General features: G+C 65.6%; 13 protein-coding genes. 8 read left to right on the top strand and 5 right to left on the bottom strand.

The annotated features are described in order from the left end of the window. The 6 genes from VIM95_RS06350 to VIM95_RS06375 form a co-directional block, all read left to right on the top strand. On the top strand, positions 1-271 hold a 271-nt coding region (locus VIM95_RS06350; protein ID WP_331984188.1), incomplete at its 5' end, for a hypothetical protein. A gap of 11 nt (positions 272-282) precedes the next feature. Next, positions 283-498 (top strand): hypothetical protein, encoded by a 216-nt coding sequence (locus VIM95_RS06355; RefSeq protein ID WP_331984189.1) that lies wholly within the window; start codon positions 283-285, stop codon positions 496-498. Between the two features lie 110 nt (positions 499-608). After that, on the top strand, positions 609-938 hold the full coding sequence (locus VIM95_RS06360) for a hypothetical protein (protein WP_331984190.1): 330 nt from the start codon (positions 609-611) through the stop codon (positions 936-938). A 485-nt stretch (positions 939-1,423) separates the two neighbouring features. Then, positions 1,424-2,560 (top strand): serine hydrolase, encoded by a 1,137-nt coding sequence (locus VIM95_RS06365; RefSeq protein ID WP_331984191.1) that lies wholly within the window; start codon positions 1,424-1,426, stop codon positions 2,558-2,560. A gap of 38 nt (positions 2,561-2,598) precedes the next feature. Next, positions 2,599-3,105, top strand: coding sequence for a cupin domain-containing protein (locus VIM95_RS06370; protein WP_331984192.1), 507 nt, complete (start codon positions 2,599-2,601; stop codon positions 3,103-3,105). Positions 3,106-3,196: 91 nt separating this feature from the next. Next, positions 3,197-4,243: an alpha/beta fold hydrolase gene (locus VIM95_RS06375; protein WP_331984193.1), complete on the top strand. Its 1,047-nt coding sequence runs from the start codon at positions 3,197-3,199 to the stop codon at positions 4,241-4,243. Between the two features lie 8 nt (positions 4,244-4,251). Here the strand turns inward: VIM95_RS06375 and VIM95_RS06380 are convergent, their stop codons facing one another. From VIM95_RS06380 to VIM95_RS06400, 5 genes are all read right to left on the bottom strand, one after another. Further along, positions 4,252-5,565, bottom strand: a complete 1,314-nt coding sequence (locus VIM95_RS06380; protein WP_331984194.1) for a sensor histidine kinase — start codon at positions 5,563-5,565, stop codon at positions 4,252-4,254. Between the two features lie 3 nt (positions 5,566-5,568). Further along, positions 5,569-6,960: a sigma-54 dependent transcriptional regulator gene (locus VIM95_RS06385; protein ID WP_331984195.1), complete on the bottom strand. Its 1,392-nt coding sequence runs from the start codon at positions 6,958-6,960 to the stop codon at positions 5,569-5,571. Positions 6,961-7,079: 119 nt separating this feature from the next. Further along, positions 7,080-9,506: an ADOP family duplicated permease gene (locus VIM95_RS06390; protein ID WP_331984196.1), complete on the bottom strand. Its 2,427-nt coding sequence runs from the start codon at positions 9,504-9,506 to the stop codon at positions 7,080-7,082. Then, positions 9,506-10,237 carry an ABC transporter ATP-binding protein gene (locus VIM95_RS06395; RefSeq protein WP_331984197.1) on the bottom strand — a complete coding sequence of 244 codons (732 nt, stop codon included), beginning with the start codon at positions 10,235-10,237 and terminating at the stop codon, positions 9,506-9,508. Before VIM95_RS06395 ends, VIM95_RS06390 begins: the two co-directional genes overlap by 1 nt. Positions 10,238-10,334: 97 nt before the next feature. Further along, positions 10,335-11,585, bottom strand: coding sequence for an efflux RND transporter periplasmic adaptor subunit (locus tag VIM95_RS06400; RefSeq protein WP_331984198.1), 1,251 nt, complete (start codon positions 11,583-11,585; stop codon positions 10,335-10,337). Positions 11,586-11,820: 235 nt separating this feature from the next. Between VIM95_RS06400 and VIM95_RS06405 the strand changes: the two genes are divergently transcribed. Further along, complete coding sequence (locus VIM95_RS06405) at positions 11,821-12,216, top strand: DUF2946 family protein (protein ID WP_331984199.1); 396 nt, start codon at positions 11,821-11,823, stop codon at positions 12,214-12,216. 101 nt (positions 12,217-12,317) lie between these two features. Beyond that, entirely contained in the window at positions 12,318-14,588 is a 2,271-nt protein-coding gene (locus VIM95_RS06410) for a TonB-dependent receptor (protein ID WP_331984200.1), read from the top strand. Positions 14,589-14,682 lie beyond the last annotated feature (94 nt).

Here is a 14,682-nt window from a genome sequence, read left to right on the forward strand (position 1 = left end):
AAAACCCATCGTTCCCACTGATGAAGTAGCTAAGCAAATAGATGATTTTTGCAAGGGCGCATGGAATGGCGCAAAAATCGCATGGCGGAAGTTTTTTGGAAGTGATGCCAAGCCAGATGAGGGCGATGACGCGGAAAAGAAACGCTGTTCTCAACAGCGCTCGACGTGCTCAGCATCCTGTAGTGCGACATTGCCTACTTATACAAATGACGGAGCTCCGTTTTACCGTTGCATGCGTGCGTGCATGGAAGCGGCCGGCTGCGAATATTGAGAGAGTTGAAAATGAAAAGAGAAGTAGCTCAACAGATTGAACCTGTCCTCCGAGAGGCCTTTTCCCTTGTCAACAAGACAACTGCAATCAGCAAGGAGCAGGACAGTGAGGAGGCATTCGTGGAGTATCGAGGAGAGGCCGCGCAGGTAATGGGACAAATGTTCTTTTTGATGGAGAAGCTTTACAAGGAATTTCCAGATTTAATGCCGGAGTCTTTTAAGGACTAATGTAGGAAGCCGCCCCATTCTGGGGCGGCTTGCGTTGCATGGCGGTGTCAGGGCCAACTATCTATGCGTATGTTGAAGGTAACCCGCTAAAGTACAGCGATCCCTTGGGGTTGGATGCTGGTCGACGTCGCCCCGGTCGCCAACCGGTTCAGCACCTGCTTGCGCTGCTCCGGGTTCAGGCTGGTGGGCCGCCCAAAGCGCTTGCCCTGGGCGCGGGCCCGACTGATCCCCGACTTGGTCCGGCCAACAGCTACCAGTACGACGCCACCGTCGGCCGCAGCGCCGACAACGCTGCCAGCTATACGATCAACAGCCTGTGCCGCCGCATTGCCAAGCAGTACGGCGGCCAGACCGCGGTCTACCACTACGACCAGGGTGGCCGCCCACCGGCATTGGAGTCGCGTCTTGTATTTTGCATAGACCCGATCCTTTTTCTTTAAGGTAGCCAACGGCTACCAGTACGACGCCAACGGCAGCCGCAGCAGCACAGCGCCATCGCCCATGTCCGCGCCCAGGGTGGCCACCGTATCCAGCTCTGCATGTACGAACCCAACGAGGCTGCCCGCCAGCTGTACGAATCGCTGGGCTTTACTCCCTACGGCGTGGAGCCCGAAGCGCTGTGCCTGCATGGGGCCTATTTCGAGCCTGCTTGATGACACTGCTGGTGTGAGTACCAGCAAAGCGGCCGGCGCTGGGCCGGCCTTACTGCGCGTCGGGCGCGGAGTACAGCACCACATTTCCCATCACCACGCGCCGCTGCGACGTACCTTGCTCGGCCACTTCATGATCGAATCAACAAAATATATGACGTTTGAATGCTCGCCAAGCGGCTGATTCATATATATTCTTCGCCGCACGTCGTACCTGCCAAAAGCAGGCACGCCGTATGCATGGAGCCCCGTAGAGGGCCACAGAGGGAGCAAGTATGCGTAACACCGATCTACGGCGCCGGTTGGGGCTTGGCCTGGCCGCTGCCATGCTGCCGACCTTGCTGCTGGCAGCGCCGTGTGATGTACCAGCCAGCAAGGCCGACGGCTGGGTCGTGGCACCGGCACAAGATGTCGCGCTCGATGCCGATAAGCTCTGTGGCGTCCTGCGCGGCTTTGCCGACGGACAAGTCAATTTTCATGGCCTGGTGGTGGCCCGGCGTGGTCAACTGGTGGCCGAGGCCTACCGGCAGGGGCGCGACAAGGCGGTATCGGACTACTTCAGCCATACCGTGCAGTTCGATGCCGAGCGGCAGCACGATATGCGCTCCATCAGCAAATCGGTCACCAGCCTCTTGTGGGGCATCGCCCAGGCGCAGGGGAAGACTCCGCCGCTGAACACGCCGGTACTGGACCTGCTGCCCGATTTGGCCGAGCTGCGCAGCAATGGGCGCGATGGCATCACCCTCGCCCACTTATTGAGCATGAGCTCGGGCCTGGAATGGAAGGAATGGGGCAGCTACGGCGCGCTCAGCAATGACGAGTTCGGCCTCTTCTGGCACAGCTCGCAGGCCCGCTATCTGTTCAACCGGCCACTGGCGGCCCCACCCGGCAGCAAGTTCAACTACAACGGCGGCGGCACTGCCGTGCTGGCGCAGATCCTGAGCGAGCGCGTGGGCATGTCGCTGCCCGACTACGCCCGCCGCTACCTGTTCGAGCCCCTGGGCATTACCGAATTCACCTGGCAGAACGACCTGCGTGGCCGGCCGCTGGCCTTCGCCGGGCTGCGGCTGCGCCCGCGCGACCTGGCCAAGATCGGCCAGCTGGTGCTCAACGAGGGGCAGTGGAACGGTAAGCAGGTGGTACCGACCGAGTGGCTGGCGGAATCCACGCTAGGCCGTTTGAGCTCGGGCGATGGCATGCAGTATGGCTACCAATGGTGGAGCGGCACGGTCGAGGTGCACGGCAAGACCCGTAGCTGGGTGGGCGGCATAGGCAACGGCGGCCAGCGGCTCTACGTGGTGCCGGAGCTGGAGCTGGTGGTGGCGATCACCGCCGGCGACTATGACCAACCCGAGATCGGCTACCAGGCCTACCAGCTGTTCAAACGCATCGCCAACGCCAGCCAGGGTTAAGATCGTATCATGGTGCGAATTCCTCACGGAGCCACACCATGACCCAGCGCAGCAACTCCGCCAACGCCGACGGCGTGTTCGAACCCTTCCATATCAGCGAAGTGCCCTGGCAGGAGTTTAGCCGGGGTGAGCGCTTCGGCATCCGCTACCAGCACCTTAGCACCTTCGGTGGCGGCAGCCAGGTGGGCGTGGCCATGGAAGTGCTGCCTCCTGGCAAGCAGGCCAACCAGGCGCACTACCATATGCTGGAAGAAGAGCACCTCCTAGTGCTGGAAGGCAGCCTGACCCTGCAGTTGGGTGAGGTACGCCATATCCTCGGCCCCGGCCACTATGTCTGCTTCCCCGCCGGGCAGAAGGTGGGCCACGCCCTCGTCAACCACACGGCTGAGCCCTGCCGTTACCTGGTACTGGGCAGCAATCACCCGCAAGACGTGGCCGTGCATACCGATACCGGCCGCGTGAGCGTCAAGCTCATGGGGCAGGGCTATGATGGGGCGGCCACGCGGGGTTATTGGGATGGCGTGGACGATACGCAGCCGAGTTGAGCCGGTCGATACCCATAGCGCTGTCACGGAACCGCGTTACCGTAGCGCGGTCCATGCCGCAAACCGCCGGCAAGGTACCCAAGGAGCCAGCATGTCCTTCCCCGTTCGCCATACTCTGGCCCTGCTGCTCTGCTGTCTGGCCCTGGTTGCGGCGGCAGCGGAAGAAGACGCCTCCAACCACCGCCCCGTCACCACCGTAGCCGACCAACGCCTGAGCGTACAGACCGCCGCCGGCCAGGGCCTGCTGGCACTCTATGCCGACCCGGCCCAGCCCGCTGCCGATACCGACCGCGTGGTGATCGTCATCCACGGCCGCCTGCGCGACGCCGATGTGTACTTCAAGTCCGCCCAGGCTGCCCGCGCCGCAGCGGGCGATGTCGGCCGCCATACCCAGCTCTTGGTGCCGCAGTTCCTGGCCGACCGCGACGCCAGCGCGTACAAGCTGGCACCCGAGGTACTGCGTTGGAGCCTAACCGGCTGGATGGGTGGCGAGCCGGCCCACGCACCGGCCGCCATCGCGTCCTATGAGGCGCTGGATGCGCTGCTCGCCAGCCTCGCAGACAAGCAGCGCTACCCCAAGCTCAAACAGGTGGTGATCGCCGGCCACTCCGGCGGCGCCCAGGTGGTGCAGCGCTATGCGGTGGTGGGGCAGGGCGAGGCGGTGCTGGCCAAGCAGGGCATCAAGCTGCGCTACGTGGTGGCCAACCCGTCCTCCTACCTCTACTTCAGCGCTGATCGACCGGATGGCCAGGGTGGCTATAAACCCTTCAATGTCGCCGGCTGCGGCGACTTCAATCTATGGAAGTACGGCTGGGAAGACGCCCCGGCCTATGCCCGCCAGCTATCGCCCGCCGACTACGAGCAGCGCTATGCCGCGCGCGACGTGGTCTACCTCTTGGGCACGGCCGATACCAACCCCAACCACCCCGCGCTAGACAAAACCTGCGCGGCCGAGGCGCAAGGCCCTTACCGCTATGCGCGTGGTCAGGCCTATGCGCGCTATGTGGCGCAGCGCAACCCGGCCAGTCGCCAGCCTCTCTACCCGGTGCCGGGCGTAGGCCACGATGGCGACCGCATGCTGACCTCGACCTGTGGCCTGGCGGCGCTGTTTGATGCGGGACGTTGCCAGGCCCAGTGAGGCTGGGCTCAGTCTTCGCTTGCCGGCACCGCAAACCGCAGCACCGCCTCGCACCCCGGCCCGTCCTCGCGGTTACGCAGCAGCAGGCTGCCATGATGGGCCTCGGCAATCTGCCGGCATAGCACCAGGCCGATGCCCGATCCTTCGACCTTGGTGGTGTAGAAGGGTGTGAACAGATTGGCCGGGTTGGCAATGCCGCTGCCCTGGTCCTGCAGGCTGATCTGCAAGGGTGCGGCTTGCCAGCGCAGGGTCAAGGGTGCGCCGCCGGCCTCCTCGCCATTCTTGATCAGGTTGATCAGCAGCTGTTCGATCTGTACCGGGTCACCGTAGAAGGGGCAGGGCAGGCTGGGGCCATCCAGTTGCAGCCTGGCCTCGGGCCGCAGCGCCGGCAGGCTTTGCAGCAGCGCAGTCAGATCGAACACCTGCTTGTGTGGTTCCGGCAGGCGCGCCAGGGCCGCATAGCGGCGTACAAACTCTGCCAGCCGCTGTGCGCGTTCCTCAATAATGCCCAGGCCCTGCAACAGGTCCTCGCTGTGCTCGTTCCCAGGCCCGGCCTGCACCAGCTTGCTCAGGGTGGCGCCCACACTGGCAATGGGGCCGAGCGAGTTGTTCACCTCATGGCTCAGCACCCGTATCAGCTGCCGCCAGGCCTTCAATTCCTCGCTGCGCAGCACCTGCTTGAGATCCTGCACAAACAAGAGGGTGTGCTGGCGCCCCTCCACCCGGTAGCCACGCCGGCTCAGCTGCCACAGCCCGGCACCTCCGGGGAAGACCCACTCCAGCACGGTTTGCGCGTCGTCCTTGGGCAGATCGGCCAGTTCCAGCTCGGCCGCTGGCCGGCCCAAGAGCTGCGCCTGTGGCCGCTGCAAGAGTCGGCAGGCAGCCGGGTTGGCCAGCCGCAATCTGCCGTCCTCGTCCAGCGCAAAGATGGCGATCTCTATGCCCTCCACCACGCTGTCCACCAGGCGCAGGGCCTCTTCCGAGCGCAGCCGCTGGGCATGCAGCTGGCCAGCCAGCTGGTTGATCTCATCGGCCAGCTCGGCCAGCGCCGGTTGGCCTCGGTGGCGCATGCGCAGGCTGTAGTCGCCCTCGCGGATGGCGGCAATCAGGTTGCCCACCGTGCGGCGCTGGTTCTGGGTCTCTTGGTGCAGCCAGGCGGCGCAGGCCAGGATCGCCCCGCCGGTCAGCACCAAGAGGGCGATCTTGGGGTAGATCAGCCAATCCAGTCGCCACACCAGCACGGCACTCAAGAGCCAGGCCGGCAGGCTGCCGGCCAGCAGCAGTGCCAGCAGGCGGGTGTCGTAGTTGCTGTGTGCGGTCATGGGCTATAAGTCGTACTTTTGCAGGCGCCGATAAAAGGCAGATCGACTTAATCCCAAGGCTTCTGCCGCAGCACTGGCGCTGCCGTTGTTGCGGCGCAGGGCCAGGCGGATCAACAGCTTTTCGGCTTCGTCGAGCGACAGCGCATCGAGGTCAGCCGGGAGGCTGGTGCTGTTTGCAGCAGGTGCCGCCATGGGCAGGCCCAGGTCGATGGGGACAATCTCGCTTCCCGTGGCGAGCAGGGTGGCACGCTCCATGGTATGGGCCAGCTCGCGCACATTGCCCGGCCAGGGGTAGGCCATCAGCGCTTCGGCGGCGGCGGTGCTGAGTGGCCGCGCAGGCTTCTGGTAGCGGCCGGCATAGTACGCCAGCCGCTGCCGGGCCAGGGTCAGGATGTCGCCCTGCCGCTCCCGCAAGGGCGGCAGGCGTATCTCCACACTGTTGATGCGGTACAAGAGGTCACGCCGGAAGCTGCCCTGCGCCACCATGGCGCCCAGGTCGGCATTGGTGGCGGCAATCAACCGCACATCGCACTGCTGCGGCCGGCTCGATCCCAGGCGTTCAAAGCGCCCGGTCTCGATCACCTGCAAAAGCTTGGCCTGCTGCGCGAGCGGAATATTGCCGATCTCATCCAGAAAGAGCGTACCCTGGTCAGCCAGCTCAAAGCGCCCCAGTCGCGCCTCGCGGGCATCGGTAAAAGCCCCCTTGAGGTGGCCGAACATCTCGCTCTCAAACAGGCTGTCCGGTATCGCTCCCATATTGACCGTGATCAGGCTGCCGGCCGCGCGGCGCGAACGGCGGTGTATCGCCTCGGCCAGCTGGCTCTTGCCGGTGCCGTTCTCGCCGGTGATCAAGAGGTTCACATCGGTGCCGGCTACCGAATCCACCTGCGCCATCACCGCCTGCATGGCGGGCGAATCGCACACCCAGTCTGCCTCCTGCTCACGGTGCCGCAAGAGCGTATTCTCGGCCGCCAGCCGCTCGCTGCGGGCACGGCTCTGCCGCAGGCTCATCAGGGTGCGGATGATGCTGGCCAGGCGCTGGTTGTCCCAGGGCTTCTCGATAAAGTCATTCGCGCCCAGCCGCATGGCCTCCACGGCGATGCTGACCGCGCTCCAGGCGGTCATTGCCACGATGCTCAGCTCGGGGTATTGCCCACGCACTTCGGCAATCAACGCCAGCCCTTCCTGGCCGGAGGTGGTGTCGCGGCTGTAGTTCAGGTCCAAAAGCAGCAGGGCATAGTCCTGCGTACGCAGTGCCGCCAGCGCAGCGTCCGGGCTATCCACCACCTCGCAGGCCCAGCCCTCGCTCTTGCAAAAGAGCTTCATGGCGGCGCGGACGGCGACGTCGTCATCACAGACAAGGATGGGCAAGGTGGCAGACACAGTGGCGCTCATGCGGAGATCAGGTGCGCAGCATACAAACAAATGCGCTGGCTGGGGCAGGGCGCGGCACTCGCCGCGCCCTGTTGTGGTGTAGAACCGCCAGCCGGACCGTTTGGGCCCGGTAGCGAGCCCTATTGGTAACGCAGTGCAGCGCTCGGTATCAGCTTCAATGCCCGCCGCGCCGGGATCAAGGTCGCAGCCAGAATCACCGCGGTGATCACGAGGCTGATCACCAGCATGGAGAGCGGTAGCGCCAAGCCGGTCTGGTAGAGGAACTCCGCCATGGCAACGGTCACCCCCCAACCTAACAGCAGCCCCAGCGGTAGGCCGATCAGCAGCTGCCGCACGCCACGCCGCAGCAGGAGCCGCAGTATGGCGCCATCGCTGGCACCTACGGCACGCCGCACGCCCACCTCATGGGTACGCAGGGCCACCGCACGGGCGGTGATGCCGTAGATGCCGCTGACCGCCAGCAAGAGGCTGATCAGGCCCAAGGCCACGCACCAGGCACCCAGCAGGTCCAGGCCTCCGGTGTTGTCCAGGTGCAGCTGCTCAAAGCTGTAGAGCTCGGTGGGCGCCAGGTTGGCGTCGGCCCGGCTTACCGCCTGGCGTAGCTGATCCAGGGTGGTGCTCATATTTCCGGTGCCCACCAGCGCAATGCGCATGGTCTGGAAGGTCTGCTGGCTGAGCGGCACGTACAGGTTGGGCGCCTTCTCGTTCTGGTCGCCAGTCGGGCTACCGTGCATGACAGGGCGGCTCACCCCGACCACGGTACGCCAAACCGGCTTGTCGCTGGCGGCGTCCACCAGCACCCGCTTGCCCAGTGGCGACTGCTTGGGCCAGAACTGCTCGGCAAAGGTGCTGTCGACAATGGCCACCGGCAGGCTGTCGGCTCGGTCCTGGTCGTTGAAGGCGCGGCCGGCCAGGATGGGGATCTCCAGCGCATCGAAGTAGCCGCTGTTGGCGCTATAGGTACCGCTCACCGGGTAGCGCTTGTTTGCGATGCTCATACCCTCCGGCTGGATCTCGCTACCCTCGGTCATGCCGTCGCCCGGCAGGGCATTGCTCATGGCAAAGCGTGGCTGGCCCGGCAAGGTGCGCAGGGCGGCGTCCAAGCGTTGCCATAGTAGCTTGCGGCTGGCGTCGTCGCGGTAGTTGGCCAGGTTCTGTCGGGTATCGAGCCGGGCTGTGCCGATATCCTTGACCCGGCAGCCGTAGTCGGCGGTCAGGGTCTGGTGCATGGCATAGGTCAGCACCACGGCGGCGATCAAGAGCATGCTGCTCACCGCAATCTGCACCACCACCAGTGCGCCGCTGAAGCGACCGGCATCACGCCCCTGGCCGCCGCGGGTACCGTCGCGCAGCACCAGCATCAAGTCGGTACGGGCGTTGCGCCAGGCGGGCAAAAGGCCGATCACCAGGGTGGAGAACAGCGTCAGCAGCATGGCCAGGATGGCTACCGGCCAGGAGAGCTGGAAATGTATCCAGAACGGCATGTCGGCCGAACTGGGCATGGCCAGCAGCACGTCATTGGTGGCAGCCAGCGCCCAGGCGGCAAAGAAGAGGCCGATCAGACAGGCGCCCAAGGAGAGCAGAAAGCCCTCGGCCAGCATATGCCGCATCAGCCGCGAGCGCGGTGCGCCCAGGGCGGAGCGGATGGCGGTCTCCTGCTGCCGCTCACTGGCGCGGGCCAGCAAGAGGTTGCCAGCGTTGATCCACACCAGCAGCAAGAGCAGGCCGGCTGCGCCGCCCAGCACCGCATACATGCTGCCCAGGCCTTGTACCACCGCGTGCACGTAAGGCGCCACGCGCGCACCGATGATACGGTTGCTCTTGGGCCAGCTAGTGCTGAGCCGCTGGGCGATCAGGCCCAGCTCCTGGCTGGCGGTCTCCACGCTCACGCCCGGCTTGAGCCAGCCCACGGCAGTGACGCGGTTGTCATCGCCTGGCGCGTATTGGGTCGGCGCCACAAAGGGCAGCCAGACCTGCTCGCTGATGGGGAAGCGAAAGCCCTTGGGCATCACTCCTACGATGGTGGTCATGGTGCCGTCCACCTTGACCTGGCTGCCGATGATGGCCGCATCGCTACCAAAGTGCCGCTGCCAGAGTTCGGTGCTGATCACCGCTACCGGGGCGGCGCCGGGCTTCCCGTCCGAGGCTTCCAGCCGCCGGCCAAGTACCGGCTGCACGCCGTGCAGACCCCAGACTTCGGCCGCTACGCGCGCGGCCGGGAAGTTTTCCGGGTAGCGTTTGCCGCCGATGGATACCTTGGCCTGCTGCACGGGGTAGAGCGCCTCGAAGCTGGTCTGTACCTTGCGGAATTCGACAAAGTCGGCGTAGCGGATGCGGTGGTTGTTGTCGCGGCCGTCAAAGACCTCCTTCACCACTGCCAGGCGGTCGAAGTTAGGCCAGGGCAGTCTGACCAGGCCGATGCCGTAGATGGCGGCCGCCATATAGATGGCAAAGGTCAGGCCGGCCGCCAGGGTCAAAAGGGTGAGCAGGGAAAAGCCGGGCGCCTTCACGAGTAGGCGCAATGCGTAGCGGAGGTCGGCCAGCATCAGCGCGCTCCCAGCACGGTGGTGCGGTCGGCGCGGTGGCCGGTGTTGAGGTGATCTTCCACCACCCGGCCGTCAAACAGCGAGACGGTGCGCCTGGCGAGCGACGCCGAGCGCGGGTCATGGGTCACCATGCAGAGCGTGGCGCCATCGGCGTGGATCTGCGCCAGCAGGTCCATCACCAGCTCGGCATTGCGCGAGTCGAGGTTGCCCGTCGGCTCGTCGGCGAGGATCAGCGTCGGCCTGCCTACCAGCGCCCGCGCCACGGCCACGCGCTGCTGCTGGCCGCCAGACAGCTGCGATGGGTAGTGGCGGGCACGGTGGCTCATGTCCACCCGGGCCAGGGCCTCCTTCACCCAGGCCTGCGCCTCGCGCTTGCTGAGGTCGCTGCGGTATTGCAGCGGCAGGGCCACGTTCTCCTCCACCGTCAGGTCGGCGATCAGGTTGAAGGCCTGGAACACAAAGCCGATCTCGCGGTTGCGCAGGGCGGCTCGGGCGCGGTTGTCCAGGTTGGCCACTGGCGTGCCAGCCAGGGTGTATTCACCGCTGCTGGCGTTGTCCAGCAAGCCCAGTATGCCCAATAGGGTGGACTTGCCACAGCCCGACGGCCCGGCGATGGCGATGAATTCGCCACGCTGTACCTGCAGGTGCACGCCGTCCAGCGCGCGGGTTTCGATATCGTCGGTCAGGAAGGCTTTGCAAACGCCTTTTAGCGCAATTACCGGTGCTGACATGCTTGTTCTCCTCGTTGCGGAATGCTACTGGATGAAGCGGGGTTCTGGTTGGGCGTCATGGTTTGCGGGCGCGGGCAGCCGAGAGACAGGAGCCCCATCACTCGACCTTGACCCGGTCATGGCTGCGCCAACTGGTGGTGTCCGAGACCACGATGCGGTCACCAGGCTGCAATCCCTGGCGGACCACGATGCGGTTGACCGCGGCGGTGCCAAAGCGCACTTCCACGCGCTGGGCCACGCCGTCCTTGCCCACGCGATAGACGCTCGCCGGGCTGTCTGGCTGGCTGAATACCGGCCGGCCTACCTGCAAGGCGTCGGCCAGGCGCGCCACCTCGATGGTGCCGTCCACGCTCAGGTCGGGCCGGGCTCCACGTGGCAGCGCGCCGTTCAGGCGCAGCTCCACCTTGACCGTGCCATTGCTCACATTGGGGGCCACCCGCAGCACTTCGGCGGGGAGGGTGGCGGTACGGGCATCCACCTGCGCGGCCTGGCCGGGCGCCAGATCGCGCGCCTGGGCTTCCTGTATCTGCAGCTCGGCATAGAGCTCGCCGGGCCGGGCGAGCTTGGCCAGGCTGGCGCCAATCGCTACCGCTTGGCCTGGCTGCAGGTTCAACTCCTGCACCACACCGTCCATGGGTGCACGCACGCTCAGCGCCGCCACCTGGTCCTGGGCGCGCTGCAGGGTCTTGCGCAGCCGCGCCACGATCGCATCGCGCGCCGCCAACTGGGCGGCGATATTGGCCTGGCCCTTGCGCAGCCGTTCACGCTCCAGGGTCAAGGTCTCGTTCAACTGCTTGTAGTTGAGCTCGCTGCGCTGATAGGTGAGCTTGGAGACTATGCCCTCCTTGGCCAGCCCGGCTTCTGCTGCCACCTGCAGGCGGGCGCTCTCGGCGGCGAATTCGGCCTTGGCGACGACGGCATGCTGGTTGAGCTGTTCGCTATCGAGCTGGGTGCGCAGGGCGTTGCGCTCGGCCTCGGCCTGCTCCAGGCTCCAGCGGGTCTCCTCGGCCAGTTGGTTGAGCGCCGGGTTGATCAATTGCAACAGCAAGGTACCGGCGGTGACCGGCGTGCCGGCTTGCACCAGCACCCGCTCCACCCGTGCCTCGCTCTGGGCGGCAATCAAGCGTACGTCGCGCGCCTTGAGCACGCCGCTGCCCTGTACCGTCACCAGGAGGGGGCCGCGTTCCACCACGCTGGTGCTCACGCTCAGGGCTTCCACCTTGTAGCTGGCGGGGTCGGCACGCCAACCGGCCAGTACGATGCCGGCCAGGGGTAGGGCGGCGAGCGCAAGCCAGAGCGGACGGCGGCGCCAGAAGGGTTGCGGTGCTTTGGGGCGGGGAATGTCCATGGTGGTCTAAACGGTGGGTAGGCAATGGCTGGCCTTCAGCAGCTTTGGTGCCAGTCTTGCAAGTGATTGATATGGCTGGGAATTGTGAATTCTCAGGAGCGTGGTGGCTTGGTACTCATCCCGCTTCTGGGACAGGTGCATCCCACAACTGGGACGTCCGTCGGTATGGCGACACGGTGCTGCGACCAATTGCCGCAGCTGGCTCGGGAGCGCCGCCGCTTGCTATGCTCCGCCCATGCTCTGGACCCGTACCACCCACCGCCTTGCGCTCTGCCTCGCCTTGCTGGCGCTGCTGGCGGCCGCGCTCATGCCGGCGCTGGGCCAGGTGCTGGCTCGCCAGCAAGGCAGGGCGGAGACTTGGGCCGAGGTCTGCTCCACGACCGGGGGCAAGCGGCTGGTCAAGCTCGACCTGGGTACACCGACTCCTGCGGGCATGGATGGACTGGCCCACGCCAAGCATTGCCCCTTCTGCCTGGCCCATGGTGGCCAGGTCGTGCTACCACCACCCGAAGTCGCCAGCCTGCCGTTGGATATCGCCGAGCCGGTCCTGCCACCGCTCTACTACCACGCTCCCCGTCCGCTCTATAGCTGGGCCGCCACACGTTCGCGCGGCCCACCCGCTTACGCCTGACCGTACAGGCTGCATCTGCAGCTTTCCGCCTACCGGCCACCATGGCCGGTAGTCCAGGTCGCGCCCGTGTCGCGCGGCCATAGTCAGACGAAAGACCTCCCATGCTGTACCGCCTTACCCCGCTTGCTGCCGCGCTGCTGGCTGCCTTGGCCTGCCCGTCGTCCCTGGCCGCCGGGGGCGCCAACAAGGACCTTGGTTCCATCGCCATCACCGGCCAGCGTGTCAGCTCGCTGCCCACCCAGATCCCCACCACCATCGAAGGCATCTCTGGCCGCGAGATCGATGCCGCCATCAATGCCACCGATGCCGAAGATGCGCTCAAGTACCTGCCCAGCCTGAATGTGCGCAAGCGCTACAACGGCGACTACGACCATGCAGTGCTGGCCAGCCGCGCCTCCGGCACCGGCAACAGCGCACGTTCGCTGGTCTACGCCGACGGCATCCTGCTCTCCAACCTCTTGGGCAACGGCGCCACCTACACGCCACGTTGGGGTATGGTCACGCCGGAAGAGATCGAGCGGGTGGATGTGCTCTACGGGCCTTTCTCTGCCGCCTACTCGGGCAACTCGGTCGGCGCGGTGGTGGACTACGTTACCCGCATGCCGCAACGGCTGGAGGCCCATATCAAACTGTCCGGCTTTCACCAGGGCTTTCGCCAGTACGGTAGCGACAGCAGCTATGACGGCAGCCAGGTCAGCGCCAGCCTGGGCAACCGCAATGCGGCCTGGTCGTGGTGGCTGAGCGTCAACCGGCTGGACAACGACGGCCAGCCCATCGCCTTTGCCAACCGGCTCGTGAGCGCCGGTACGGTGGTCGCCGGAGGTATGCCGGTCAGCGGTGCCGTGGCTGATCGCAATCCCAAGAACCAGAACTGGTGGATCCTGGGCTCGACCAACCAGGTCCATACCGTGCAGGACCATGCCAAGGCCAAGCTGGCCTACGACTTCTCGCCCTCATTGCGGCTCAGCTATACCCTGGGTAGCTGGCAGAACGATGCCGAGCGGCGCTCGCAGAGCTATCTGCGCGATGCCTCGGGCAAACCGGTCTATAGCGGCAATGTGGTCATAGACGGCAAGCAGTACGCGCTCAGCGCCGCCGACTTTGCCCCCAGCCGTGCTCAGCTCAATCACCTCATGCAAGGCCTCTCGCTCAAGCAGAGCGCGCGCGGTGTATTCGATTGGGAACTGGCCGCCAGCCGGTACGACTACCGCAAGGACGAGGTCCGCACCCCCACGGTAGCCCTGCCGCAGGCTGATGCCGGCGGTGCCGGGCAGTTGACCGATCTGTCCGGCACCGGCTGGCGTACGCTGGCGCTCAAGGGCGTCTGGCGACCGGCGGGGGCGCAGGTGCTGGACTTCGGCTATCAGGCCGAGCGCTATACCCTCAAGAGCCTGGTATCGAACACGACGGACTGGCTGCGTGGTCCGGCCGCTACCCAGGCGTCAGCCTTTGGCGGCAAGACACAGCTCGACAGCCTCTATCTGCAGGACACCTGGCGCATGGCACCGGATTGGCGCAGCACCCTGGGCGGGCGCTGGGAGGCATGGCAGGCGCACAACGGCTACCTGGCCAACGCCACGACGGCCGTGGCCCTGGTGAGCCGCAAGGAACACTACTTCTCGCCCAAGGCGGCGCTGGCCTGGCAGACCCTGCCGGATTGGACGCTCAAGGCCTCGCTGGGCCGCTCGGTCCGCATGCCCACGGTGGCCGAGCTCTACCAGGGCGGCATCGTCAACAACGTGCTGGTCAACAATGACCCATCGCTCAAACCCGAGCGTGCCTGGACCGGCGAGCTGACGGCCGAGCGCAGCCTCGATGAGGGTTCGCTACGCGCTACCGTGTTCGGCGAGGACAGCCGCGACGCGCTCTACTCGCAGACCAATGTCACGGTCACGCCCAATGTCACCAATATCCAGAACGTGGATCAGATCCGCACCTATGGGCTGGAGCTGTCCTGGCAGGCGAGCGATGTCGCCATCCGCGGCCTGGACCTCAGCAGCAGCCTGACCTACGCGCACTCCGAGATTGTCCGCAACGACCGTTTCCCGGCCAGCGTGGGCCATTGGCAGCCGCGCGTGCCGCAATGGCGCGCCACCCTGCTGGCAGGCTACCGCTTCAGCGAGGCCTGGCGCGCCAGCCTGGGCCTGCGCTACAGCGGCAGGCAGTATGGCACCCTCGATGGCAGCGACCCCAATGGCGCCACTTACACCGGGGTGAGCGACTACCTGGTGGCCGATGTTCGCGCCCAGTATCGCTACGACCGTCACTGGACCGCCTCGCTGGGCGTGGACAACCTGGGCAATACCAGGTACTGGGCCTTCCACCCCTACACCCAGCGCACTGTCTTTGCCGAACTGAAGTACGATCTGTGACAAGCGGGGGCGCCTGGCCGGCGCCACCCCAATAACCCTGGAGCCAGACATGCAATACCTGCGCAAGACCCTCATCACCGTCGCCAGCCTGGGC

Origin of the sequence: Chitinimonas sp. (assembly GCF_036568685.1) — a bacterium.
In the GTDB taxonomy this organism is placed as follows: domain Bacteria; phylum Pseudomonadota; class Gammaproteobacteria; order Burkholderiales; family Chitinimonadaceae; genus Chitinimonas.

Bases quoted from the DNA above. Each gene is read 5' to 3' on its own strand.
- VIM95_RS06405 (WP_331984199.1), top strand. From the start codon at position 11,821: ATGCTCTGGACCCGTACCACCCACCGCCTTGCGCTCTGCCTCGCCTTG.
- VIM95_RS06355 (WP_331984189.1), top strand. From the start codon at position 283: ATGAAAAGAGAAGTAGCTCAACAGATTGAACCTGTCCTCCGAGAGGCC.
- VIM95_RS06380 (WP_331984194.1), bottom strand. From the start codon at position 5,565: ATGACCGCACACAGCAACTACGACACCCGCCTGCTGGCACTGCTGCTG.
- VIM95_RS06375 (WP_331984193.1), top strand. From the start codon at position 3,197: ATGTCCTTCCCCGTTCGCCATACTCTGGCCCTGCTGCTCTGCTGTCTG.
- VIM95_RS06385 (WP_331984195.1), bottom strand. From the start codon at position 6,960: ATGAGCGCCACTGTGTCTGCCACCTTGCCCATCCTTGTCTGTGATGAC.
- VIM95_RS06370 (WP_331984192.1), top strand. From the start codon at position 2,599: ATGACCCAGCGCAGCAACTCCGCCAACGCCGACGGCGTGTTCGAACCC.
- VIM95_RS06410 (WP_331984200.1), top strand. From the start codon at position 12,318: ATGCTGTACCGCCTTACCCCGCTTGCTGCCGCGCTGCTGGCTGCCTTG.
- VIM95_RS06390 (WP_331984196.1), bottom strand. From the start codon at position 9,506: ATGCTGGCCGACCTCCGCTACGCATTGCGCCTACTCGTGAAGGCGCCC.
- VIM95_RS06395 (WP_331984197.1), bottom strand. From the start codon at position 10,237: ATGTCAGCACCGGTAATTGCGCTAAAAGGCGTTTGCAAAGCCTTCCTG.
- VIM95_RS06400 (WP_331984198.1), bottom strand. From the start codon at position 11,585: ATGGACATTCCCCGCCCCAAAGCACCGCAACCCTTCTGGCGCCGCCGT.
- VIM95_RS06365 (WP_331984191.1), top strand. From the start codon at position 1,424: ATGCGTAACACCGATCTACGGCGCCGGTTGGGGCTTGGCCTGGCCGCT.